The organism is Methylocystis silviterrae, assembly GCF_013350005.1.
In the GTDB taxonomy this organism is placed as follows: Bacteria; Pseudomonadota; Alphaproteobacteria; order Rhizobiales; family Beijerinckiaceae; genus Methylocystis; species Methylocystis silviterrae.
This window is the reverse complement of sequence record NZ_JABVWW010000003.1, coordinates 37,516-61,542: the sequence shown is the minus strand read 5'-3', so window position 1 is coordinate 61,542 and position 24,027 is coordinate 37,516. Positions and strand designations below refer to the sequence as shown.

General features: G+C 61.8%; 18 protein-coding genes. 10 read left to right on the top strand and 8 right to left on the bottom strand.

All coding sequences use genetic code 11. From position 1 onward, the window contains the following. Window positions 1–7: 7 nt before the first annotated feature. Window positions 8–1,165, bottom strand: a complete 1,158-nt coding sequence (locus tag HUN39_RS03925) for a c-type cytochrome (RefSeq protein ID WP_175093198.1) — start codon at window positions 1,163–1,165, stop codon at window positions 8–10. Window positions 1,166–1,578: 413 nt separating this feature from the next. On the opposite strand from HUN39_RS03925, the gene HUN39_RS03920 reads away from it, so the two are divergent. Genes HUN39_RS03920 through HUN39_RS03905 form a run of 4 tightly spaced genes read left to right on the top strand, consistent with a single transcriptional unit; the run spans window position 1,579 to window position 5,161 of the window. After that, on the top strand, window positions 1,579–2,319 hold the full coding sequence (locus HUN39_RS03920; protein WP_232365901.1) for a class I SAM-dependent methyltransferase: 741 nt from the start codon (window positions 1,579–1,581) through the stop codon (window positions 2,317–2,319). A 54-nt stretch (window positions 2,320–2,373) separates the two neighbouring features. Beyond that, window positions 2,374–3,051: a transaldolase family protein gene (locus HUN39_RS03915; protein WP_175093197.1), complete on the top strand. Its 678-nt coding sequence runs from the start codon at window positions 2,374–2,376 to the stop codon at window positions 3,049–3,051. A gap of 57 nt (window positions 3,052–3,108) precedes the next feature. Continuing rightward, the gene (locus HUN39_RS03910) at window positions 3,109–3,537 is read left to right on the top strand and encodes a sorbitol dehydrogenase family protein (protein ID WP_232365900.1); all 429 of its coding nucleotides are present in this window, start codon (window positions 3,109–3,111) and stop codon (window positions 3,535–3,537) included. 10 nt (window positions 3,538–3,547) lie between these two features. Next, a complete protein-coding gene (locus HUN39_RS03905; RefSeq protein WP_175093195.1) occupies window positions 3,548–5,161 on the top strand; it encodes a GMC oxidoreductase in 1,614 nt (537 codons plus the stop codon). Between the two features lie 21 nt (window positions 5,162–5,182). On the opposite strand, the gene HUN39_RS03900 is transcribed toward HUN39_RS03905, so the two are convergent. Then, on the bottom strand, window positions 5,183–6,301 hold the full coding sequence (locus HUN39_RS03900; protein ID WP_232365899.1) for a glycerol dehydrogenase: 1,119 nt from the start codon (window positions 6,299–6,301) through the stop codon (window positions 5,183–5,185). Between the two features lie 440 nt (window positions 6,302–6,741). Between HUN39_RS03900 and HUN39_RS03895 the strand changes: the two genes are divergently transcribed. From HUN39_RS03895 to HUN39_RS03870, 6 genes are all read left to right on the top strand, one after another. Further along, window positions 6,742–7,389, top strand: coding sequence for an FABP family protein (locus tag HUN39_RS03895; protein WP_175093193.1), 648 nt, complete (start codon window positions 6,742–6,744; stop codon window positions 7,387–7,389). Between the two features lie 414 nt (window positions 7,390–7,803). After that, complete coding sequence (locus tag HUN39_RS03890) at window positions 7,804–14,397, top strand: cupredoxin domain-containing protein (protein ID WP_175093192.1); 6,594 nt, start codon at window positions 7,804–7,806, stop codon at window positions 14,395–14,397. Beyond that, window positions 14,358–16,130: a cytochrome D1 domain-containing protein gene (locus tag HUN39_RS03885; protein WP_175093191.1), complete on the top strand. Its 1,773-nt coding sequence runs from the start codon at window positions 14,358–14,360 to the stop codon at window positions 16,128–16,130. Before HUN39_RS03890 ends, HUN39_RS03885 begins: the two co-directional genes overlap by 40 nt. Beyond that, window positions 16,127–16,660, top strand: a complete 534-nt coding sequence (locus tag HUN39_RS03880; protein WP_175093190.1) for an SCO family protein — start codon at window positions 16,127–16,129, stop codon at window positions 16,658–16,660. The genes HUN39_RS03885 and HUN39_RS03880 overlap by 4 nt, the downstream gene beginning before the upstream one ends. Window positions 16,661–16,848: 188 nt before the next feature. After that, entirely contained in the window at window positions 16,849–17,889 is a 1,041-nt protein-coding gene (locus HUN39_RS03875; RefSeq protein WP_175093189.1) for a hypothetical protein, read from the top strand. A 17-nt stretch (window positions 17,890–17,906) separates the two neighbouring features. Then, a complete protein-coding gene (locus HUN39_RS03870; RefSeq protein ID WP_175093188.1) occupies window positions 17,907–18,866 on the top strand; it encodes a peptidoglycan recognition protein family protein in 960 nt (319 codons plus the stop codon). Window positions 18,867–18,960: 94 nt separating this feature from the next. Here HUN39_RS03870 and HUN39_RS03865 read toward each other — a convergent pair whose 3' ends face one another. Genes HUN39_RS03865 through HUN39_RS03840 form a run of 6 tightly spaced genes read right to left on the bottom strand, consistent with a single transcriptional unit; the run spans window position 18,961 to window position 23,880 of the window. Beyond that, complete coding sequence (locus tag HUN39_RS03865) at window positions 18,961–19,326, bottom strand: HypC/HybG/HupF family hydrogenase formation chaperone (protein WP_232365898.1); 366 nt, start codon at window positions 19,324–19,326, stop codon at window positions 18,961–18,963. A gap of 22 nt (window positions 19,327–19,348) precedes the next feature. Next, window positions 19,349–19,576: a hypothetical protein gene (locus HUN39_RS03860; RefSeq protein WP_175093187.1), complete on the bottom strand. Its 228-nt coding sequence runs from the start codon at window positions 19,574–19,576 to the stop codon at window positions 19,349–19,351. A gap of 1 nt (window position 19,577) precedes the next feature. Next, on the bottom strand, window positions 19,578–20,168 hold the full coding sequence (locus HUN39_RS03855) for a HyaD/HybD family hydrogenase maturation endopeptidase (RefSeq protein ID WP_175093186.1): 591 nt from the start codon (window positions 20,166–20,168) through the stop codon (window positions 19,578–19,580). A gap of 3 nt (window positions 20,169–20,171) precedes the next feature. Next, window positions 20,172–20,891 (bottom strand): Ni/Fe-hydrogenase, b-type cytochrome subunit, encoded by a 720-nt coding sequence (gene cybH, locus HUN39_RS03850; protein WP_175093185.1) that lies wholly within the window; start codon window positions 20,889–20,891, stop codon window positions 20,172–20,174. Window positions 20,892–20,902: 11 nt separating this feature from the next. Next, window positions 20,903–22,774: a nickel-dependent hydrogenase large subunit gene (locus tag HUN39_RS03845; protein ID WP_175093184.1), complete on the bottom strand. Its 1,872-nt coding sequence runs from the start codon at window positions 22,772–22,774 to the stop codon at window positions 20,903–20,905. Window positions 22,775–22,797: 23 nt separating this feature from the next. Then, a complete protein-coding gene (locus HUN39_RS03840; RefSeq protein ID WP_175093183.1) occupies window positions 22,798–23,880 on the bottom strand; it encodes a hydrogenase small subunit in 1,083 nt (360 codons plus the stop codon). Window positions 23,881–24,027 lie beyond the last annotated feature (147 nt).

Genomic DNA, 24,027 nt, shown 5'->3' with positions numbered 1-24,027 from the left:
TCGCTGTCTATCGCGCACGCGGGCCTCCACGGCGAGACGGTGGGATGGGCCGTTCCAGCTTTTCCGCGGTTGGCGCCGCGACGCTCGCGAAATAGGCGGCGACGTCTCGCGCCTGCTCGTCGGTCAGACGCGAAGCGATCGTCCCCATGATCGCTCCATATCCCGACTTCTTGCGCAGTCCGCGTTTCCAGATTTCGATCTGGCCGACGATATAGGGCGCGTATTGGCCGTCGAGCTTGGGAAAGGACGGCGCGCGTGTGTCGCCATGGCAAACCAGACAGGGCGGGACGCCCGATTCCGCGACGCCTTTGGTCGCGATTTCTTTGCCGCGCGCAATCTGATCAGCGTTCGGCGCTATCGGCGTCGCGCTCGGCGCCGGGTCCGACGCGCGCGCGTAATATTCACTCAGCGCCGCGATCGCAGCATCGTCCAGCGCCACGGCGATCGGCTCCATGATGCCGCTCGGCCTCGAACCGCTGGCGAAATCGCGCAGCGCGCGTTCGACATAGGCCTGTGATTGCCCGGCGAGGCGGGGCACGAGCGCGCTTCTGGGCTGCGCATCGCCACGATGGCAGCGCACGCATCGGGTCAGCGCCTCCATCGTCATGCCGTTCCGGGCGATCTCAGCGCCATCATTCAGCCGCGCCTCGGGATCGCCGATGGCGAACAGCCGATATTGGCTCGCGCTCATCTGCGGAAGGGCGCGCAGAAAAGCGACAACGGCCCACACTTCGTCGTCGCGCTGCTGCGCGACCCACGCCGGCATTCCAGTATACTTCAGGCCATGCTTGACGATCCAGAAGAGCTGCTCTGTCGACCAGTTGAATGCGGCGCGGTTGAGTTCGGGCGGCGCCGGGAGCATGCGATCAACGATCGGGTCGCTGTGCCCCCCCGGCGCGCCATGGCAAGGCGCGCAGCCTCCGTCGAAATGGCCCGCGCCGAGGATCACCAGATTTTTATCATCGAGCGTCGGCGGCGTGATGGAGGCGCTGTGCGTCTCGACGGAACGCCGCAAACCAAAGTCCAGGAACCAGCGCGTGAGCGCCCAATGAGGCTGGCTGGCTGCAACGTTGTAGAGACCCGACCAAGCGAAGAACAGGAGGGCCAAAGCTAGAACGAGGGCGACCCCGACTCCGGCGAGTAGAGCTTTTCCGGCGAACGCCACCTGGCGTCACCGCCGCGCTGCGCCGGCGCATCGGGGGCCCGTTGCGTTTGACTGTTCGGTTCTCTCCATACCGATCTCCCCACTTGGCGCGAGCCTAGCAGCGTCGCCGACGCAGTCGCGTCCGTAAGAGAGATAGGGTTGGAACACGAAGCGATCAGCTCTCAAGCGCAGGCCGCGCCAAATTGCCTTAAGAGGCCGTCTTGGCAGAGGCGTTCCTCCTTTGGCGAACCCATGGCCACTGTCGAGCTGAAGGAATAAGTTCCAGTCTTGAAGCCTAGAGCGCGGCTCGCGAAAAAGTGGGAACCGGTTTTTCGCGTAGCGCGCGCTCTAAACTTTGGGAATCGATCACGCTGCATTTGGGCGATTCCGCCCAAATGCAGCGTGATCTAGCAGCGACTTTCCGGGACATGCGCATGAGCGACCAATATCGAACAATCAGCCGGCAATATTCGGCAGCGCGGAAGGATGACGATACGAATTTCCTTGAAACGCCAACCGTCCAATCGGTTCTCGGCGATCTTTCAGGCGCGAGCGCCATCGACTACGCATGCGGGACTGGCCATTATTCCCGGCTTCTCAAAAGACTTGGCGCAAAGAATGTGCTCGGCGTGGATTTGTCGCCCGCGATGATTGACGTCGCCCGACATGAAGAGATCCAAAATCCACTTGGCGTCGCCTACGAAGTCGGCGACGCCGCAACGATGGCGGTCTTGGGGGCATTCGACGTCGCGACCGCCGCCTTTCTGTTCAATTATGCCGAGGACGAGCAGACGCTTGCGCAAATGTTCAGGTCTGTAGCGGCGAATGTGATTCCCGACGGCAGATTGGTCGCCGTCGTGCCCAATCCGGACTTCGTCAACGGTCGAGATGATACGCTCCCGTATGGATTCTTTCTCGAAGAGATCGGGGAAGGTCCCATGCGCCTGCGCGTTCGGATGACGTTTGTCGGGGAAGAACAATTCTGGATCGAATTCACCCAGTGGAGCCGTCGCGCTTACGAGGACGCGCTGACGCAGGCGGGGTTTGCTGACGCCAAATGGACGCCCTTCGCCGTGTCTAAGGAAGGAATTCAGCGTTACGGACAACAATTCTGGGACGCAATTCTCGCCAATCCGAAAAGCGTCGTGTTGAGCGCAAGGAAAAAGCCTGCGTGAACACGTCCGCGGCGAGTACGGTCAAGATAAACAATATTCCAATGTGAGGGCGCGATGCTTCTCGTCGATACGGCGGATCAAAATGCTATCCTGGACGCGCTGAAATTTCCGGGCGTGCAGGGATTCACCACCAATCCGACATTGATCGCCCGCGCCGCCGGCGCGGAAGCGTTGTCGTTGGATGAGTACGTCGCCGCGGCCCGCAAGCTCTGCGGAATGTCCGCCAAGATCGGCGCAATTCGGCAGCTGATGATTCAGGCGGTTGGAGGTCCCGACGAGACCCGGCGGCAAGCAATTCTCTATCTCGACGACCTGAAGACCGCCCGCGAAAAAAAACTTTGGATCAAACTTGCGCCAACTGCACCGAGCCTCGCGTGCTGCCGGGCGCTGAAAGACATAGGCTGCGCATCTCTGGCGACAGCGGTGTTCACGGCGGCGCAGGCCTATGTCGCAATGGAGGCGGGCGCGGATGGCGTCGCGGTATATCTCGGCAGGCTCATGCGGCGTGAAAGAGATTGGGAGAAGCAGCTCGAAAGCGTCGCCGCGATCGTCAAGAGCGCCGACCGGACCTTGCTGCTTGCGAGTTTTCCCGATCGACAAACCGTAGAAGCTGGGCTGCGGTATAGTCACGACATCACGGCGCCGCCGTCTGTTCTCAACGAAGTGTTGACGTCCGCCCTGTCGCAGGAGGCTATCGAAGCCTTCGACAAGAGAATCTTAATGGAACGCTGAAGGGCAAACGAGCTTGTCGCAGCCATGCCGAAGGGCCCTTCGAAAAACGAGAATGCCATGCGCGCAAAGAATCGTGACGTCTCGCGTCGAAAGCTTCTGATCGGCTGCGCGCTCGGCGCGCTCACGCCCTGTATTGCAGATCGGCCCGGTTTGGCCGAGACCTCCGATCTCGCCGATTTTCTTCGCCTCAGCGCTGAGCTAACTGGACGCACGCGTCTTCAGATCGATTCGGCTCGGATTTATCTGCAGAGTCTTGGACTCGATCGCGGCGCATTGAGCAGCTTGGGCCCTCTACAAGATAAAGACTCGGAGGGTCTTGCGCGAAGAATTGTGGCGGATTGGTATTCCGGTCAAACCGTCGACTCTGGACGCGTGATTTGCGTCGATTACACCGGCGCGCTGATGTGGGACGCGATGGGCTTTGCGCGGCCAGGCGGCGTTCCCGGCGAAGCCGCGAGTTGGGCGCTTGCACCGACCAAGGAGTGAGGCGTTCCATATGGATATTCATGCCGACGTATTGGTCATAGGCTCTGGCGTCGCCGGCGCGTTGGTCGCCTCTCGCGTCGCGCGCAAAGGCGCGACAGTCGTTGTTATGGAGGCCGGCCCTCGCGTGGACCGCGCCGCCTCGGTGAGACGATTCCAGAGCGCTTCTGCAAAGACTCCCGAATCGGCCTATGAGCAGGCCGCGTTCGCGCCGCATCCCGAAACCGACAAGCCCTATGCGTTCTACGCGCAGAGAGGCGCTCATCCCTTCGGTTCGACCTATTTGCGACAGGTGGGCGGCACGACGTGGCACTGGCTGGGAACCGCCATTCGGCTGGTTCCCGACGATTTCGAGATGAAATCGCGCTTCGGCCTCGGCGTTGATTGGCCGATCTCATACGCGGATCTCGAGCCATGGTATTGCCAGGCGGAACAGGAGCTCGAAGTCGCCGGAGACAATGACGACGATCTTGGCTCGCCACGCTCCGCGCCCTACCCCTTTCCGCCGATCGCACAGAGCTTCCTCGATCACGCATGGCGCAACGCGTTGCAGGAGTCCGACTATAAGGTCCGCCCGACTCCGCAGGCGCGTCTCTCGAAGGCGTCCGGCGACCGACCGGCCTGTCACGGCAGCGCCAGCTGCATTCCGATCTGTCCGATCCAAGCGAAATATGACGCGACCATTCACGTCGCGCGCGCCCAATCTCTCGGCGCGAGGCTGCTGACGGAGACCTGCGCCAATTTCATCGAATGCCGCCCGGACGGGCGTGTCGAAGCGGTCAGGTTCATACGATCCGATGGCTCTACCGGACGCGTGTTCGCGCGCGCCGTCTGCGTCGCCGGCAATGGCGTCGAGACGCCGCGACTCCTGCTGGCCTCGGCCTCCGAGGCCTTTCCTGGCGGCGTCGCCAATCGCTCGGATCAGCTCGGCCGAAATCTGATGGATCATCCGATCCAGCTCAGCTGGGCCCTCACGCGCCAACCCGTCTGGCCTTATCGGGGACCTGGAGCGACATCGGGGATCGAGAATTATCGAGATCTGAAAGACCGCGGCGTAAATTCGGCTTTGAGATTCGAATTCGGCAATGAAGGGTGGAGCTGGCCGAAGGGAGCGCCCGAATCGACCGCGCGCGAACTCGCGCTGAGCGGCCTGCGCGGAAAGGCGCTCGACACGGCTCTTAAGGAGCAGACGTCGCGGCACATTCGCGTGGCCGCATTGACGGAGCAACTCCCTCTGGCGAGCAACAGGGTGACGCTGGATCGGGCGCAAATCGAAAAGACCGGTCTGCCGCGCCCGGCGATCTACTTTCAACTCGACCGCTACACCGAACACGCGCTCGGCAACGCCAAACATCTGCATGAAGACATGTTTGCGAAGATCGGCGTGGAGGCGTTTTGGCACAAGGACGACGCCCAAGCCGCAGGCCATATCATGGGCACGGCGCGCATGGGCGCGGACCCGGCGACGTCCGTCGTCGACAAAGACCTGCGCGCGCACGCGCACCGCAATCTTTTTCTGGTTGGCGCCGCCGTGTTCCCGACCGGCGGAACCGCCAACCCGACGCTCACCATCGCCGCGCTCGCCCTTCGCGCCGCCGACGCCATTCTTTCTTCCTTGACGGAATAGGCGCGCGCTGCAGCCTGCCTGCTATGAAGCGCGCGCCTTGAAGGCGACGCCCATGGAGTCGGCGGCATAAATCGCGTCCATGAGAGTCGCGGCGGTCACCTCAAAGGGTTCATTATGCGCGCTCTCGCCGACGGCGACGGCGCGCTCGGCGATCGCCCGCGCCGTGTCGCGCGATAGATTTGCCAGCCCGAGTTCGGCAAGCGTCACAGGCAAGCCGACCGAGAGGCAAAATCCCATCGCTTCATCGACCGTCGAACGCGGCCGTCCTTCCAGAACGAGCTGCACCAACGTGCCGAAAGCGACCTTTTCGCCATGCAGCCGATCATGCGTTTCCGGCGCGGCCGTCAGCCCATTGTGGACCGAATGCGCCACCGCAAGGCCGCCCGACTCGAACCCGAGGCCGGAGAGCAGCGTGTTGGCTTCGATGATCCGTTCCAGCGCCGGCGTGATCGACCCTGCCCGCGCCGCGGCGACGGCGGATATCCCGTCGTTGAGCAGCGTTTTGTAGCAGAGCTCGGCGATCGCGGCCGCGGCGATCGTGCTCAGGCCCCCAGCGACGTTCTTGCGATGCGCGCGGATGGCGGCGTCCGCTTCGAAAAAAGTGGCGAGCGCGTCGCCCATGCCCGAGATCAGCAGGCGCGCCGGCGCGCGCGCGATGACCGTGCTGTCGACAAGCACGAGATCGGGGTTGCGCCGGTAAAAGAGGCATTTCTCGAACACCCCATCATCGCTGTAGACGACGGAAAGCGCGCTGCAGGGCGCGTCGCTCGACGCCGTCGTTGGACAGCAGGCGACGGGAAGCTCAAGTTCCGCGGCGACGGCGCGGGCGGCGTCCAACGTCTTGCCGCCGCCGGCGCCGACAATTGACGCGGCCGAGACTCGGCGCGCCTCTTCCTTGCCCCGGGAAATCTCCGCAAACGAGCACTCTCCGCCGAAATCCAGAATCGTATAGTCGAGTCCGGCGGCTTGGAACGTCTCGCGCCACACCGGCTCCAACGCCTTGCGCGCGGTCGGACTCGCGACGATCAGCGCTTTTCCTGAAATGCCGAGCCTTACCAGCTCAGCGGCGAGCGACATCGTCGCATCGCGGCCCTGAACATATCTCGCGGGGGAGCAGAAAACCTTCAACATACGGGCCATCCGTCGTCATCCGTGCAGGCGGCGATTTGAGAGCAAATGATGTCGCAACGCAACGCATCGGCTTGAGATCACCCATCATTCGGGTGATCGCGCTCGCTTACCCGGGCGCTGCACTCAAGAGGCCGAGTCGGCGGCGCAAAAAAGGGCCGGCCGCAACGGCCGGCCCCGACCCCTTCGAAAAGCTATGGGTTTTTGCAACCTTCGGATCATCGCGCGTCTCGTTGAAAGGCGCAGTGCGCCGGCGCACTTGTGCATGCGGCGCGGCCCATGTCCGAAGCGCCCGCCAAGCCGGCGTCTATTTGCGTCGATGGTCCCCTGTCTCAGTCAAAAGCCGCTGCGATAAATGTCGGCAGCAGATTGGGTAAATTTGCCGCTTGAAATCAGGCCGCGCACGCTTCTCAATCCCCAGCGCGATCAGATGAGTGGGAAGGGACACAAAAGTGTGCAGCATTCCGGACGATATTTTTACCGAGCCTGAGTTCTCCCCCGATACGCTCGCCAATCTAGGTCCGCTACGCCGCTTGGCCGGCGTGTGGCAGTCCGATGGAGGCGTGGACGTTAATCCCAAGGCCGAAGGGCCTGAAACGCGGACGTTCCGGGAGCATATCCGGATGGATCCGATCGACCCGCAGACGAACGGGCCCCAGCTCCTCTATGGTTTGCGCTATCACATCCATATCAACGCGCCGGAGGAGGCGATCACCTTTCACGACCAGGTCGGCTATTGGCTCTGGGAGCCAGCCACAGGCCTGATTATGCAGACCATCGCGATCCCGCGAGGACAAGTCGTGCTGGCGGGCGGAACGGCGAAACCCGATGACGCGCGCATTTCAGTCGAGGCGCGGCGCGGCGATAGTCGCTTCGGCATTTGCTCGACGACCTTCCTGGAAGAAGCGTTTCGCACCGACTATTACCGAATCGACATCGCCTTCAACGACGATGGCAGCTGGACCTATGTGACGCGAACGGACCTCGCCCTGCGCGGCGTCACGCCAACATTCAACCACCACGACACAAATACACTGCGGCGGATCGCGCCCCCGACGCCAAATCCGCTCGTCGGCCTGCTGGACGGCAAAATGGGTTAGCTCTGCTTGGCGCGGCGATGACGCAGTTTACGAAGGAAACGCTCAGCTCTTCGATCAGCCGCGCACGTAACCCAGTCTAATGAACTGGGGGCGCACACAAATCGGATAATGAATCGGCTATTCGCGTGAAGCGCATCCGAGGCTGCGAAACTGTTGTGGCCGATCGCGTTACCGATCCGGTTCGCCGAACTCAGCACAAATAAGGCTGATCGTCTCTGCTGAACAACGGGCCAGCCTTCCGCCATCAGACCAAGAGTCGCGCCTACACCAAAAGCCGTGCCTACATCGAAAATTTCAGCGCGCCAGTCGGACGTCGTCCGCGCTCATGTGTTGACAACGCCCCTGCTCCGTGCGTTCCTAAGCCGTTTGATAGATGCGGTTTTGTAGCGGTCAACCAGAGTAGGAATGACTGCGATGAAAAAGATATTTTTGCTGAGCGCCATTCTTTTCAGTGGCGTGATCCTTTGGGCTATTTCGAAGCCTTTGCCGGCCAAAGAGCCCTCACCGCTCGCAGGACGCGATGGCGCTCTGATCATCGCAAATGTTGTCGCGCTCGACCAGCTGCTCGTCTACAACCGTTTTGGGTCGTTCAATCCCTTCGGGATGATCTACGCGCTACGCGAAGATGTCGTGCCGGTCGACACGGCTGTCGCGTACACGTCCGCCTCAGACTGCGAAAAACCCGAAGCCGAAACGAATTCCCGCGCGATTGGCGCTGCGCTCGAGCCCGGAGCGGTTCGGCTGCGCGACTGCAAACGCCCGCGTCCTTTGGCGTTGAGGGTCAACGTCGGCGACACGCTCGAGGTCCATTTTCAAAATCTTCTCAGGCCGCTGCAGCCGGGACTTACGAAGGACTTCTGTCCGAACTCTTTCCGCGAGCCGCCTGCCGGTAAAGACAATTTGAACGACGCCGTATGGAAAGACGAATTTCCAAATGGCCAGTCGTCCGCCCGGCAGCATTGCAAGGCGAAGAAGGAAGAAGCTGGCGGCGAGCCGACCAAGCCTGAGATCGATAAGGATTGGCCGAAAACGCGATTGGCAAATTTCGCCGTTGCGGGTCTCAAGCTTGCGGCCAAGCAGACCGATGGATTCGACCGCGACATCTGTCTCGGCGTCTCGGCGCTGCCGCCAGGCGGACGTATTGTCGTTTGTCGATTTGAGATCAATCACGAGGGGCCCTTCTTTGCAACGTCGAATGCGGCGATGTCCGGCGGGGAAGGCGACGGCGGCTCGCTTACGCACGGACTTTTCGCATCCGTCATCGCAGAGCCCAAAGGCAGCGCGTGGTACAGGAGTCAGGTCTCGCACGGCGTTCTTGAAGCCGCCTGGCCAAAGGAAGGCGCGACCGAGCCGCATGCGCGCAAGGGCAAACTCGACTACGAAGCGAAAGACGGAGCCGGTTTCCCCTATCTCAACATGCTGAGCGCGGAGGAGAGCAAGGACGGCGAAGCGCGTTATCGCCTTGCGCATAGCGATCTGAACGCAATCGTGCGCGAGCCCGCCAAGGATCGTGGGCGCTTCTCCGCCTTCCGCGAATTTACCGTCGTGCTCCATGATGAGATGAAGACCTACTACGCGGAAGCCTACCGAATGCTCGGCGGCGCCGATGCGCAGTTCAAGCAGCTCGCTGGCGTACGTGACGGGTTCGGAGTCAATTATGGCTCTGGCGGCATGGGCCCCATGCTCATCGCCAACCGCAAGAAAATGGGGCCGGCCGCCGATTGCGTGGAATGCCTCTACGAAGAATTCTTCCTGCAGTCATGGGCGAATGGCGATCCGGCGCTGCTCGAACAGTTCCCGGACGATCCGTCGAATGTCCATCACTCCTATCTGAATGACCGCGTCGTTTTCCGAAATTTCCACGCAGGCCCCAAGGAGACGCATGTCTTCCACCTGCATGCGCACCAGTGGTTCGCGGGCAATGATTCCGGACGCGGCGCCTATCTCGACAGTCAGACGGTGGGGCCACAGCAGGGCTTCACCTACCGCATCTATCATGGCGGCCTGCGCGATCAAGGGCCGGGGGGATGGTGGGAGACGCATGGCGCCGGTAATCGCAATCGCGCGCCGGGCGACTCGATTTTCCATTGCCATCTCTATCCGCATTTCGCGCAGGGCATGTGGGAGCTCTGGCGCACGCATGATGTTTTCGAGGACGGCTCGCGCAAACTGCCGGACGGACAGAAGAGCCCGGGACTGTCGATAAATCCGACCGCGTCGGACGATGAACACAAGACGCGCGCGGGCACCTTGCCGGATGGTTCGAATTTGGCGAACGCCGAAGGCACGCCGATACCTGCGCTTGTGCCGCTGCCGGAGGAACCGCTGCCGTTGCTACCGACCTATGGCGACAAGGGCATGCCAGGCTATCCTTTCTACATCGACGGTAAGCCGGGCCACCGTGCGCCGCAGCCGCCGCTCGACATGGCGCTGGATAATGGCAAGCCGTTGGATGCGGGCCTGCCGCGTCATGTCGTGAAGGACGGCGAGCGCGAATTCGCGGCGGGCGCCGCGCCGATTATTGATGGCGCGCAAAATGTTAATGCGCTTCTCGCCCGCTCGCTCGCCATCGGCGATCTCTCGGCGGATTACACGAAGTTGCATCTCAATATTCTGCCATATGACGGCTCCGACGTTGAAAAGCGCGGCATGGCTTTTCATCATAATGGGCTTCTCGCCGGCGCGTCGGGCGAGACGAAGCCGCTGCTGCTGCGCCAGATCGACGGATCGCCGGCGCAATTCGACAAAGACAAAGGCGGGTATTCAACGGTCACAATCTCCGCGGCGACGGCCACTGCTGCTGGCGGCGCCGCGGCTCCGGGTTGGTTCTACGTAAATGGCGCTCCACCACGTCCGGGCGCGCCCTTTGCCGACCCTTGCGCAATCGCCGATGGGCTAAACGCGGGCACGGCGAAATCGGACCCGCTCACCAACGATGGCGTCGAGTTCACGCCCGATCCCAAGATGATCGGCTTCCGTCGCTATGATGTGTCCGCGGTCCAGTTGCAGAAGATGATCGTCAATCGCGCTGGCTGGCACGATCCGCAGGCGCGCATCGATGTGTTGAGCAGCGAGGCCGGAGATTACAAAAACAAGATCCGCGCAGACGCGGCGCCCTTCTTCTTCCGGGCGCGCTCGGGCGAATGCATCGAGCTGCGCCACACCAATGAAATGCCCAAGACTTTGGCGCGAGATGACTTTCAGGTCGAAACGCCGACCGACACTGTCGGGCAGCACATTCATCTCGTAAAATTCGACGTGACGTCTTCCGACGGCTCGGCCAATGGCTGGAACTATGAAGACGGCACCTTTGCGCCTGACGAAATCTCCGAACGCATCTGTGCGAGCCAGCCGTCTCATGGCGGCTCTGTAACAGGAGGATCGACCCAGCTGCGCGGTCGAGTCTGCGGCAGGAAGGATCACTGGAAAACGCCACGTCTTGGCGCCGGCGGCCAGCCGGGATGGTTCCAGACTACGGTCCAACGCTGGTTCGCGGATCCGATCCTGTCTGAGGAGATTGTTGGCGCGAAGCCGACGGACCGCACCATGCGAACAGTCTTCACGCATGATCACTTCGGTCCGTCATCGATCCAGCAGCACGGCTTCTACTCGGCGCTCGTCATAGAGCCGACACATGCAAGCATCTGCCCCGAGCATGTGACGAATAAGGAGGATTGTGACAGGCTGGCGAAAGAGGACGCCGGCATAAAGCTCCGCATCGGGGATGAAAAGCTCGTCGGACCGCGCAAGCTCGTGCTCGAGCGAGGCGATCCAGACCGCAAACCTCATGTCGCCGATACGCGCGAATATGCGCTGGCGATTGCCGACTTCGCGCTGCTCTACGATCCAAAAGCGCCGAAAGCCGAGATCCAGTATCGGGAGGCGACTCCCGCAAAGGGCCTTGTCTGTCTCGCGAAGGAGGCCGAAGCTTACGCCAGGGACAAAGCGGCCTATGACAGCGGCAAACTGAGTCTTGCTTCCATCTGCAGCGGACACAATGGCGGCGGCGCGGACGGCGTTTCGGCGTCACCCGTTCTGCATACGCACTACACGTCCGACGAAGCGCAGAGCGTCGCGGCGCAGATGCGCAGCGCAGCTCTGGATCAGCGGCGCATCCATGGCCGGCCGATCGCCGCGCCCGAACGTCCAGAGTCGATTTCAGTCGACCATCACGATCCTTACCTCGTGAATTATCGCAATGAGCCTGTGCCGCTGCGTGTCGGCGCGCGCGCCGGACATGAGAACGAAGGGTTGGGTTACGGACCCTGTGGCTTTGCCGCAGCGGGTGATCGCAAGGAAGAGGATCGTAGCGTCGCCGCTCAGCGGATGGACGACATGGGCGACTTCGGCGAGACTTTCCGCAGCATCATGCTCACCGGAACGCAAGCCGGGCAGACCCATGGCGATCCTTGCACGCCGATCCTTGACGTCTACGAGAATGAAAATATTCAGATCCGTCTCATTCAAGGCGCACAGGAGGTTCAGCACGTCTTCACGCTCGAAGGCGTGACCTTCCCCCGTAATCTCGATCAGCACTTTGTGTCGCATCGTGATTTCACGTCGCAGAACCAGGAAGCGGAGGCGAATCCGACATGGTGGCGCCGGTGTCATGACGCCACGGTGGCGCTGGCGGGCGCCGACAGGTCCGCGCGGGCTTCACTGGTAGCGGCGTGCGACAATGTCGATGGTCGTGAGACGGGGCAGGAGATCGGCATCTCGGAGCACTTCGAATTCGAAGCGCCGATGCGCCGGGAAGGGGTTATGCAGGCGGCGTTGCCGGTGGTTGAATCGCTTGCGCGGGCCGCGCCACGAGGCAAGGTCACGCGCGCCGCGCCGCTCAAAGATCTGATGGCCGATCCGGTTTTCGCCAATCGCATGACGGCATCGGACTTCCTCTATCATTTCGGCACGCTTGATGCGATCTGGAACGGCGCATGGGGACTTCTGCGCGTGTATGAAGAGTCGAAACGGCCGCGCGTCGCCTATGACATCGGCGCATGCCTCGACGCGCCGAGCGACGACCCCAGTAAGGCGCTGAACTGCATCAAGGCCAATCCGCAGGCGCCTGGAAGCAAGTTGAGGCCTGCGTCTCAGCGGCTCACGTCGCTCACGACCGCGCGTGCGATCCTGGGAACGGAGGATGCGCGGAATATGCCGCCGCCGGGAGCCGAAGAAACGACGCTTGCACCGTCTTTGCCCGCGAGGCGTCCGACGCCTAAATTCGGCGTGACCTGTCTGCCCGGCGCGCCGCATGTGCGGGCGACCGTGGCGGCCGTGGAGGCGACGGCGCTGAACGCCAAAGGCGTCGTCTATCATCCGCAGGCGCCGGTTCTGCGTGACCCCAATGGTCGCCTGCTGGTGCTCATCGACTCGGAGCAGAACGCCGAAATTTGGCCGGCGGCAAGTCTCGCCGCGCCTGCCGCAAGTCGGAAGAGCGTCATCCAAAAGGTCAAGGACTCGCTCTCTGCGAGCCAGAATTTTTCGGGCGCGCTCCCGACGTCGGCGATCCAGCCGCTCGTGCTGCGCATAAACGCCGGCGACTGCCTGGATCTCACCTTGGTCAACGCGCTCGATAAGAATGGCGAAGACAAACCGGGCGACGCTCTCATGCCGAAGATCACGCCGCTCAACGTCGATACGCATGACGGATGGAATGTCGAGACAGGCGAATTTCTTGCGGGAAATGAACCGGCGGCGCGGAATGCGCGGCCGTCGAGCCATCTGGCGCTGTCCATTCCCCTCACCGCAACATCAAATATGAGCACGACGCCCAGCCCGGTCGGCGTTGACGCGGGCGGGAGCGTGACGCCGGACAAAGCGGCGCGCATGTTCTTCTATGCCGGCGTGCTAAGCCCCAAGGATGAGTCGCAACAAAATTATTTTGACGATCTCGCACGGCAATTTGCCCAACCGTTCTGCGATGCAGAGGGACTGCAATCGGCGCGTCTCACAAAGTATGACCCCGGCAAGAATGAGCAAAATGCCTTCATCATAGACGTTCTGGGACGTTGGTTCGCCCTCTCCATGAATGGCGACGCGCTTCCTGACGCTGCGCATCATCAAGCCCTGGCCCAATGCATCAGCGACACGATTGCGAAATTTGAAATGCAGAAAAAGGGATTTCAACCTTACGCTTTCGGCGCGCTGCCGATCCGGCCGCTTGGCGATGTTTTCAACCAGCTGCCGCATGGCCTCGCGGGCGCGCTCATCGTCGAGCCGCAGGGCGCCTGCTACGCCGGACGCAATCAGCCTGGCGTTTGCGTCGATGGCAAGCCAGCGCAGCAGGCGGAGCCTGGTCAAGCCGTCACGCTGGTCCCGTCGCAGATGAAAGGGAGCGCGTCGATCACGCTGAAGCAGGGGTTCGACAATGCCGGGGAGCATGTGCCGCCCCCTGAGGCCGCGTTGAGCGAGCATGTGTTACTTTGGCAGGATGGGCTCAACCTTCACGCCGAGAATTCGAGCGGAGACATGCCTGTCGCGGACTGCCACATCTGCGATGACACATACGATTTCGGCAAGAAGGGCGTGAACTATCGATCGACGCCAATCTTCGCCCGAAAGAATCTTAGAGGCGAAGCGCCCTATACACAGGGCGTGCTGAATGGCGCCGCCGACGCCAACGCCGTCGAACTTGGCGCGGATATTTTCCATGTGAAGGGCAAAGGCGCGGAGCGCACGCCGATCGTTCTGAGCGCAAGGGCCGGGGAGGAAGTCATGTTTCGTGTCGTCCATCCCGGCGGGCGGGCGCGTCAGCGCGCCTTCATCATCACGGGCAACGGCTTTGACGATCTTTTCCCGGGGTTCGGGTTCCCGAACGCGGCGCTGCTCGCGCCTGGCAAGGCGATCACCGCCGCGCTGCGTCGCCCGCTCGGACCGGGATGCCATTTCTGGCACGACGGTCCGCGCCTGATGGCTGGCCATGGCGCGTGGGGACTCCTCGAAGTAACAGATGAAAATGGCGAGGGCGCATGTCCCGGTTCGGAGCGGCAGCAGGCGTCTTCGCACTGATTATCGGCGCCGTCGACTTGGCTCGGACCGAAGAGCTGGTGACGCCGATCGTCCTCGAAACGACCTTTATCGATCCCACGACCGGACGGGAAAGCGAGGCCGTCTCCGGCACGCCGCTGCTACTCAAGGCGGCGTTCCGCAACGCGTTGCTGGACCGTCCGCAGAGCCTGCAGCAACCACGCGGATTGCTGAGGCCGACGGACGGAGTCGGCGGCGATTGCGCCGAAACGGCGCGGGCGCTCCGCGCGACGGGCGCTCTCGCGCGCGGCGATATCGCGCTCGACGGGCAGTTTCTTGCGCTGCTCTCAAAAGAGGGGCATATCAGCGTTGTCGATCCGCAAATTTCGCTCGCGACGAGCAACATTCTACGCATCATCGACCTGAAGGAAGCGCCGTCCGACCTCGTCGTAAACGCGCGAGGCGCACTCCACGCGATCCTGCCGAAGCGCGACATTCTCGCCCGGATCGACGTCGCCTCGGGCGTCGTGGCGCCCGTTGATGGCGTTTCCGCGCCACGCGCGATCGCGCCGACGCCGGATGGCGTTGGCGTCGTAACGCGCGATAGCGCAGCATTACTCCTGCGCAACGACAAGGTTCAGCGCATTGCACTGAGTTTCGAGGCGCACGACGTACGGGCGACGCAAGACAACGCGCTGCTGTTTGAGGGCGCGCAAACGATTGCTCTCGTCAATGCGCGAGGGCGCGTCGTCGCTACGGCGCCATTCGAGACCGCGAGCAAGATCGCCTATTCGCCGCTCGCAAATGCTGTACTTGAGCTGGACAGAACCGCGCCAGTCGCGATGCTGCGCTATTTTGATGGCGCGCCCGCCCAAAAGATCGCGCTCGCTAATCGAGCCGACATGCTGACGCTGACGCCCGATGGCCGCTATGCGATCGCGGCGCTCCGCCGCGAGGGGAAGGCGAGCATCATCGATCTGGCGCTCGGCCAGATGGTCCAGGCCATTGCGTTTGGCGTCGCGCTCGAAGACCTCAGCTTCACGGAGCATTCGATCGCAATGATTCTCGAGGGCCGCAGAACCGCGGCGCTCATTGCGCGCGACAGCATTCGCAAGGGACAAGAGCCGATGGTGCGCCGAATTCCGCTCGGTCCGCAAGACGGCGCGTCGGGTGAAGCGGATCGGGGGCTCGTGGCGCATGCTCCCGATAGCGAGACGCTTCTGATCGTTTCGCCCTCGCGCGACGCCGTCCTGTTCCTTGCTGACGCCGGAGTCCACGACAGCGCCTCGCTACACTCGGTCAATCTCAAGGGCGACCCGCCCGTGCGCCTTCTTGCCGTGCCGCGTGGCCTCCGCGAGACGGCGCCCGGACAGTATGAGGCGCTGGTGACCTTTGCGCGCGGCGGACCGCATCGGCTCCTCATCTTTGACGACGCCAGGAGCCCGCTGCTTTGCCGCGATATTGCCGTGCGGCCAAGCGCGGTAGACGCGTCACAGGCGCAGGTTTCCCAGGAAATCGGCCTCAATATCGAAGTTCTGCGTCGGACTGCGCAAGGCTTGGAAGTCGACTTCACGCTCGAATCGGAGGGGGCGGCTGCGCATGCGTTGATCGCGCAGGGTCTTCTCTCTCCATGGCGCGCCGAGGCGCCGGTGACGATTGCGGACGGGAGACATCATGTGGTTCTTCGTCGCGCGGGCCCAGGGCCTCTCGCGCTTTATGCTATCTATGGCGACGGCATGAAGACGTCGCCAAAGCTGGTGGAGTCGGCGCCATGATGGCCTTGCAGCGTATTGCCGCCACATCGCTCTTCGTTTTTTTAGCAGCGGGCGCATCGGCGTTTCAATCTTTTCACGTCACATTGCCATCGGTCGAACTGTCGGACCAACTTGGTCGCCACGTGGACCTCGGGCAGGAGTTGATGGCGCCTGACGGCGTCGCCGTGCTCAGCTTCTTTTTCCAGGGCTGCAAGGCGGCTTGTCCCGTCACTGAAGCAGAGATGCACTTCCTCGATACGCAGCTTGCGCCGCACGCGCGGCTCCTGACCCTGACGCTTGATCCATTGCGCGACACTGTAGAGCGCCTGGCGCACCATGCCGCACAGACTGGCGCAAGCGCGCGCTGGCGGTTCCTGACAGGCGACCGCGAAGCGGTTGACGCATTGCTCGACCGGCTCGATGTCCGCTTTGGCGCGCTCGACGAGCATCCGACAGTCATCTTCCTCGCCGTGCATGGACAGCTGTTCCGCTTGAACGGCCAGCCGGACGCGCGCGAGATTGTCGCGCTTATCAAACGTCTCACGTCATGAAAGCTCCGAGCGTAGCAATACTGCTTTGTGTCTGTCTTTGGGCGTCGCAAGCCTGCGCGAGCTATGCGCGCGCGCTCTTCCTGCGCGGCGAGCTTCCCGGCGGAGGCCACACGCAGCCTTGTGCAGGCTGCCATGGGCTTGATGGCGGCGGTCGGCGGGAGGGAGGCCTGCAGGCGCCGGCGCTCGACATGGAAAGTCTGACTGATCGTGCGGGCGCGTCCGGATATGATGGCGGCGCGTTGGCGCGTCTTCTCGCGGACGGGCGCACGCCCGACGGACGCAATATCGATCGCGTCATGCCGCGCATCGTAATCGACGCGCAGCTTGCGGATGAGCTTCTGGGGTTTCTTGGCTCCGTGCGCGCCGAAGACAGCGCCGGAGTTGAGCAGGAAGGTATTCGCATTGGCGTATTCGTGGCGCGTACGGATGACGCGCTTCCCGCGCTCTTCGCCGCGGCCGTTATGAGATGGAGCGAAGGCGGACAAATTTTTGGTCGACGCATTCTGGTCGAGCCCGTGAATGAAGCGGACTTGCGCGAGAGGGCGTCGTCACTTTTCGCAATTGTCGGCTTGACGGCGGCCCAACGCGAGATCGAAGCCCCCCTCACGAAAAGCGGACTGCTGAATCTGTTCCCCCGCCATCCGTTCGAGGGAGATGAAGACGCCGATCGCAATCGTGGCCTCACCCCGGATTTTACGGCGCTCGGGCAGGCGCTCGGCGCGGCGGCGGCGGGATGCGGTTCTGTATCGATCGACGATGACGACGCCCGCCGCGCGCCTTCGCTTTTTGCGGCGATGAAGCGGGAGCTTAAACCCGGGCCGTCCATGGCACGAAAATGCCGGATTGCGCTCGGCGGCGTTCCATCGCTCGTTGAAGATGAACATCTCATCGCGCCGTTGGATGTCGTCGCGGGGCGCCTCGACGAAATCAAGGCGCGTCAGGCGGGCGCGACCCTCATCGATATTCGCCCCGCTTCCAGCGAGGATACAACGGTCGAGATAAGAGTGCTTAGCGATGCACAGCGCTTTGCCGATGCTGGCGCGCTCGTTCTTGTTGATGGACTCATCAGAGCCGGGAGACGCCTTACGCGTAGTCGATTCATGCAGGCGCTGGATACCGCCGTCCTTGCGCCGCCTGGATGGCGAAAGATCGATTATCGGCAGTATCGCCTCTCGGGCGTCGTTGAAACGAACAGGATCGAGTTGGGCGCCGGTGCGGCGCGTCATTGACGTTTTGAGATGAAGAGATGCCATTCCATCGAATCGATATTCATGAGTTCAAGCGGCTCCTCGACGACTGGTTTCCAAACCGGCGTCGCTCCATCATCGAAGTGCATATGCATCATACATGGGGGCCGAATCATGCGGCCTTCGAAGGGCGCGCCTCGATCGAAGAGATGTGGCGGCGCGACACGGAAGAGAAGGGCTGGTCCGATATCGCGCAGCACATCACGATCGACCCCGAAGGCATGATCTGGACGGGCCGCCATTGGGATGCGCCGCCCGCTTCGGCGAGCGGGCGCAACGGTGATGCTAAGGCAGGACCGTTCATGGTGAGCGTCGTTGGCGACTTCGACGATGGGAAGGAAAAGTTCGACGGGGTTCAACGAGAAGCGACGCTACGTGTCATTGCGCTAGTTCAGGACCGGTTCGAGCTAGCGCCGGAGTCCGTGCAATTCCACAATATGCTGGGCATATCCAAGACCTGCCCGGGATCTGGAATTTCCTATCCGGAGATTGTCGTCGCTGTCCGCGCCTTCCGAGGAACTGCGCTACCCCGCGCGCGCCGCAGCCAGTCAGGTCCAAGTCGCACGGCTTTGCGCGACTGGCTCGGAGCGGCCCCGCAGACTGATGCGCATATACATTTGCATGAACCTAACTGCTGCAAGCTGGCGCGACGCGACAGCGCTATGCGGGGTGGAGAATTGGATCCCGACATTCTGCAGCCGCATGTGATTAACATTTGGAATGGCAGATTCGCCGCTGGCGGCGCCTATTCGAGTTCGGCGGAACAGGTGACGCGCATCTTTTCGCACCATTTGCCTGCCATGCTTCACTCGCTACCTGCCGGCAAGACCCTCCCGATCGTGCTTTATGCGCATGGTGGACTTGTTAGTGAGGCAGCAGGTCTGCACATTGCGCAGAATCAAATTCCCTGGTGGAAGGCGCTGTCAAAATGCGGATCGAGCCAGTTTCGGAAGGTGTAAAGCAATCCATGTCCTGCGAGTGCGAGATCGATGCTGGCCGAGTGGCATGGCGATCGGAGCGCGACGAAGAGCAATATCTTTTCGAAGCGCAAACTTAACTCGCCTGCGTGGACGATGATTCTGATACGGGTTGTTTCGGTGCTGGAACATCACGATCGGGTTCGTCGGACCGCACCAGATGGGCGGGCAATTGCGGCTCGCGGTCGATAAGATCGGCGAAATGCGCTTCGAAGGTCCGTCCGGCGAGCGCCGCGTCAAGGCCTTTGAGCGCGGCCGTGATCAGAGCGGCTTCTTCTTCCTCAAGCACGCGCATCGCCGTGCCGAGATGAACGAGCACATGCGCGCCGGGAGGCTGCGCGCCGATAAGCAGCATGGAAATGCGCTCGGTGCGGCCGGCGCCTTCGCAGAGCGCCGACATGTCGTCGCCGTCGATCACGCGCATCGGAACGCCAAGGCACATGGGAATCCGTCCGTCCGATGCTTCAGTCGTGCGCGCGCAAAGCCTTGCGGCTCGCATAGGCGACGCCAAGCGCGCCCGTCGCGACGATGGAAATCCAGCCGAAAGCGACGGCAAGCGCGAGAAGGTGATCAGACTGGGTGGCGATATGCGTGAGGCTCTCGGCGAGCCCATATGGATGCGCGCCCGGATGCGCCTCCGCCATGACAGGCGCGAGCGCCGCCGCGACGAGGATCATTCGCAGGAAGCTCATGTCAATCCCTCCATTCGCCGGCAGCGTTGACGCCTCTCCGGCTCTCATAGCTCTGATGATCGATGTCATGCTTTAACAGCGCCAGTTCCGGCGACAGCGGTTCGGCGCGCCGGACGCAATCGACGCCCCATTCCAGCAGGATGTCATGCGCCGCCGTGACAGCGGCGTCGATCGCGCCGCGCACCGGCTCGGTGAGCGGACCGCCCCAGTTTTCGAGATCGAGCGGCTGGCAGCCGACGAGCGCGAGGCGCGAAGGATAATCGCCAAGGAGATCGGCGGCGCTCAGCACTTCCTGAAAGCCGGTCTGATGCAGGCTCATCTTTTTTGAACCGGTGAATTTCGGCACTTCGCCGTCACGCACGATCTTCAGCGTTCCGGGCGCAAGGCCGTAATCGATCGCGTCGAAAACCAGAAGGTCATCGGCTTCGCGGACAAATTGCACGAGATAAAGCCCTTGCGTTCCGCCGTCGAGAACTGTGACGTGTTCCGGAAGGGCGTAGCGACGGTGAAACGCCTCTACCGCGCGCACGCCAAAACCTTCATCTCCCCAAAGGATGTTGCCGATGCCAAGGATGAGAACGCGCCGCGTCACAGATCAGGCTCCATCCTTGAAATGACGTTCGCCCGAGACCATCGACGAGATGATGCTCTGGCGCGACATGATGTCTTCGCGCACGGCCGCGTAGATGTGGATGATGATGAAAGTGACGATCACATACATGCCGAGGTGATGCCAAGTGTGCACTTCCTGGCTGTTGGGCCAGATATAGAAGACCCAGCCGAAGAGCTTCGCCTCCCAACTGTCGGCGCCTTCTCCTTCCGAATAGAGCGCGAAGCCCGTGACGATCATGAACGCCGACATTAGCGTATACATGGCGAACATCGCCGTCTGCGCCAACGGATTATGGCCGACATATTTCTTGGGCGCCTTTTCAAGGAAGGCGTACCAGCGGATTTCATGCGCGAGTTCTTTCCAGAAGGAGGCGCGCCAAACCGGCACATAATAGATCTGCCGCGAATGCTCGTTGCCCATGAAAGCCCAATAGCCGCGCAGCAGAAAGCCGACGGCCATGATCTGGCCCGCGGTGAAATGGGCGAAGCGGATGTAGCCCATGACGAAATGCTGCGACGCCTCGCCGGCGACGGTCGGCAAGGGAGAGCCGATCAGATAGCCGGTGACGATCAGAACCAAGATGGCGAGGGCGTTGAGCCAATGCCAGAGCCGCACCGGCGCCTCATAGACATAGACGGTCGGCTGCGACACGACCCTCTCGCCATGAGAATCGGCGACATCGATGCGCGAAATGTCGGTCATGAACCCCTCCTTTAGCGCACCTGCACCTTCGCCATCTCTTGTCCGTCCTCGCTCATCACATGCGTCGAACAGGCGAGACAGGGATCGAAGGAGTGGATCGTGCGCAGGATTTCGAGCGGCTGCGCGGGATCGACCATCGGCGTGTTCATCAGCGAAGCCTCGAAGGCGCCGATATTGCCGGCGGGATCGCGCGGCGAGCCGTTCCATGTGGTCGGCACGACGCATTGGTAATTGTCGATCTTGCCGTCCTTGATCTTGATCCAATGCGCCAGCGCGCCGCGCGGCGCCTCGGTGAAGCCGACGCCCTTTGTTTCTTTGGGCCAGCTTTTGGGCTCCCACTTCTCGACATTGGCGGTCGCAAGATCGCCGGCCTTGATATTGGCGATCAGCTTGTCGAAGAAATGCCGCATCTGATAGCCGGCCCACTGGCTCTCGAGCGCGCGCGCCGCCGTGCGGCCAAGCGTCGAGAAGAGCGCGGAAGTGGGCAGCCCGAGATCGTGCAGCACTTTCTCGACCGGCTCCTTGAATTGCGGCTTGCCCTGCGCATAGCCGACCACCCAGCGCGCCAGCGGGCCGACTTCCATTGCGTGACCGCGCCAGCGCGGCGCCTTGATCCAGGAATATTTGCCGCCTTCGTCGAGCTCGATGATATTGGTTTTCGTGCCTTTGGCGTTCGGTCCGAGTTCGTAGTGCGGCTCGGTGACGCCGTCCCAGGGATGCAGGCCCTTGGTTTCGTCGCCGTATTTATACCAGGAGTGCGTCACAAACTCCTGTATCTCCTCTGGATCGCGATGATCGACGGGATGGATCTCGTCGAGCTTGCCGTTGATGATCGCGCCGCGCGGCAAGAGCAGGTTCTTGTCCGTATAGTCGTTGGCGTGTTCCGGCACGTCTCCATAGGCAAGCACGGATTTGCCGGAGAGGCCGCCGCCATAGAGCCAGTCCTTATAGAAGGAGCCGATGGCCATGATGTCGGGGATATAGACCTTGTCGTTGAATTCGATCAGTTGATCGATGATGCCGTCGACAAGGTTTAGACGCTCCATATTGATCGCGCCGACCGCGCCGATTCCGTCAATATTGATCGCGCATGGAACGCCGCCGACGAGCCAATTGGGATGCGGATTCTTGCCGCCGAAGATCGTATGGATTTTCACGATCTCCTTTTGGAAGTCGAGCGCCTCGAGATAATGCGCGACAGCCATCAGATTGGCTTCGGGCGGCAGCCGATAGGCCTTGCTGCCCCAATAGCCGTTCTTGAAGGGACCGAGCTGGCCGGACTCGACAAACTTTTTCAGGCGCGTTTGCAAGTCCTTGTAATAGCCGGGGGAGGACAGCGGCCAGCTCGAAATCGATTGCGCGAGAGCGGAAGTGGCCTTCGGATCGGCGCTCAGCGCCGAAACCACATCGACCCAGTCGAGCGCATGAAGGTGATAGAAATGCACGATGTGATCGTGCACCTGCAGTGCGAGCTGCATGAGATTGCGGATCGAATTGGCGTTCTCCGGGATGGCGATCCCGAGCGCGTCTTCAACTGCGCGCACCGAGGTGAGCGCATGGGTGCCGGTGCAAACGCCGCAAATCCGCTCGGTGAAGGCCCAGGCGTCGCGCGGGTCGCGATTCTTCAGGATCACTTCGATGCCGCGCCACATCGTTCCGGTCGAGACCGCATTGCGGATGACATTGTCGGAGTCGACATTCACTTCGACGCGCAAATGGCCTTCGATGCGCGTCACGGGATCGACGACGACGCGCTTGCCGCTGTTGTCGAGCCTGAAGCCGTTGGGCGTGTCGACTCCGGCGGAAGCCGTTGCGGCGACGGCGGGCGCGGCTGCTTGAGCTACTTGGTCCGCGCGATTTTGCGAGATGCGCTGCTGCGTCATGGCTATTGTCCTGGAGAGCGGCGTCAGGCCGAATGATCGTTGTTCTTCGAGACGATACGCTTAACCGCGGTCGCCGCTGCATGCGTCACGACCGCCGCGCCGACGACGCCGGCAGCCGCAAGCCCAATCTCATCCGCGTTCTTCTCGACGCCGAATTGATGTATATTGGTCAACCGTTCATAGAAGGGCCCCTTGTCCCAGAAGCCGTCTTCCGAACAGCCAATGCAGCCATGGCCCGACTGGATGGGGAAAGACACGCCGCCGTTCCAGCGCACCGTCGAACAGGCGTTATAGGTCGTCGGCCCCTTGCAGCCCATTTTATAGAGGCAATGGCCTTTGCGGGCGCTTTCGTCGTCCCATTGCTCGACGAACTGGCCGGCGTCGAAATGCGGACGGCGGTAGCATTTGTCATGGATGCGCTGCGAATAGAACATGTTCGGCCGGCCTTGCCGGTCGAGTTCGGGCAATCTGCCGAAGGTCGTAATATAAGTAACGACGCCGGTCATGACCTCGGCGATCGGCGGGCACCCCGGCACCTTGATGATCGGCTTGTCGTGGATGACTTTGTCGATCGGCGTCGCCTGCGTCGGATTGGGTTTCGCCGCCTGCACGCAACCCCAAGAGGCGCAGGCGCCCCAGGCGATGATCGCCATGGCGTCCTCCGCCATCCATTTCAACTTTTCGACGAAAGGCTTGCCGCCGTCGATGCAGAACATGCCGCCTTCATTGAGCGGCGGATTGCCCTCGACGGCGAGAATATATTTGCCTTTGTATTTCTCTTTCGTCTCTTGGAGGATCGCTTCTGCCTGATGGCCGGCGGCGGCCATGATCGTATCGTCGTAATCGAGCGAGATCATCGACAGAACGACGTCTTTGACCAGCGGATGCGCCGAGCGGATGAAGCTTTCCGAACAGCAGGTGCATTCGAGCCCATGCATCCAAATGACGGGCGTACGCTCCTTGGTTTCGAGCGCGTTGGCGATCTTCGCGGCGCCGATCGGACCCATGCCGAGACTGGCGGCGGTCAGGCTGCAAAATTTCGTGAAGCTTCTGCGCGTCACTCCCTGTCGGCGAATGACGTCGTAAAAAGTCTCGATTGCGGCCATTCCCGCTCCTCCTGATGGCGTCTTCGTCCCTTCGTCGCGATCTCGCGTCGCGCTTTGTTTTCAAAGGGTGAGCAAGGTCCGGGCCAAGCGCGCTGGCTGATTGAAATTGATTTAATTCCAATAAGTTAGGAGAGTTCGAGGCGCGTC

Excerpts from the sequence above, each read along its gene's own strand:
- HUN39_RS03920 (WP_232365901.1), top strand. The coding sequence starts at position 1,579 with ATGAGCGACCAATATCGAACAATCAGCCGGCAATATTCGGCAGCGCGG.
- HUN39_RS03915 (WP_175093197.1), top strand. The coding sequence starts at position 2,374 with ATGCTTCTCGTCGATACGGCGGATCAAAATGCTATCCTGGACGCGCTG.
- HUN39_RS03910 (WP_232365900.1), top strand. The coding sequence starts at position 3,109 with ATGCGCGCAAAGAATCGTGACGTCTCGCGTCGAAAGCTTCTGATCGGC.
- HUN39_RS03905 (WP_175093195.1), top strand. The coding sequence starts at position 3,548 with ATGGATATTCATGCCGACGTATTGGTCATAGGCTCTGGCGTCGCCGGC.
- HUN39_RS03900 (WP_232365899.1), bottom strand. The coding sequence starts at position 6,301 with ATGGCCCGTATGTTGAAGGTTTTCTGCTCCCCCGCGAGATATGTTCAG.
- HUN39_RS03890 (WP_175093192.1), top strand. The coding sequence starts at position 7,804 with ATGAAAAAGATATTTTTGCTGAGCGCCATTCTTTTCAGTGGCGTGATC.
- HUN39_RS03885 (WP_175093191.1), top strand. The coding sequence starts at position 14,358 with ATGTCCCGGTTCGGAGCGGCAGCAGGCGTCTTCGCACTGATTATCGGC.
- HUN39_RS03880 (WP_175093190.1), top strand. The coding sequence starts at position 16,127 with ATGATGGCCTTGCAGCGTATTGCCGCCACATCGCTCTTCGTTTTTTTA.
- HUN39_RS03875 (WP_175093189.1), top strand. The coding sequence starts at position 16,849 with ATGGAAAGTCTGACTGATCGTGCGGGCGCGTCCGGATATGATGGCGGC.
- HUN39_RS03870 (WP_175093188.1), top strand. The coding sequence starts at position 17,907 with ATGCCATTCCATCGAATCGATATTCATGAGTTCAAGCGGCTCCTCGAC.
- HUN39_RS03865 (WP_232365898.1), bottom strand. The coding sequence starts at position 19,326 with ATGTGCCTTGGCGTTCCGATGCGCGTGATCGACGGCGACGACATGTCG.
- HUN39_RS03860 (WP_175093187.1), bottom strand. The coding sequence starts at position 19,576 with ATGAGCTTCCTGCGAATGATCCTCGTCGCGGCGGCGCTCGCGCCTGTC.
- cybH (WP_175093185.1), bottom strand. The coding sequence starts at position 20,891 with ATGACCGACATTTCGCGCATCGATGTCGCCGATTCTCATGGCGAGAGG.
- HUN39_RS03845 (WP_175093184.1), bottom strand. The coding sequence starts at position 22,774 with ATGACGCAGCAGCGCATCTCGCAAAATCGCGCGGACCAAGTAGCTCAA.
- HUN39_RS03840 (WP_175093183.1), bottom strand. The coding sequence starts at position 23,880 with ATGGCCGCAATCGAGACTTTTTACGACGTCATTCGCCGACAGGGAGTG.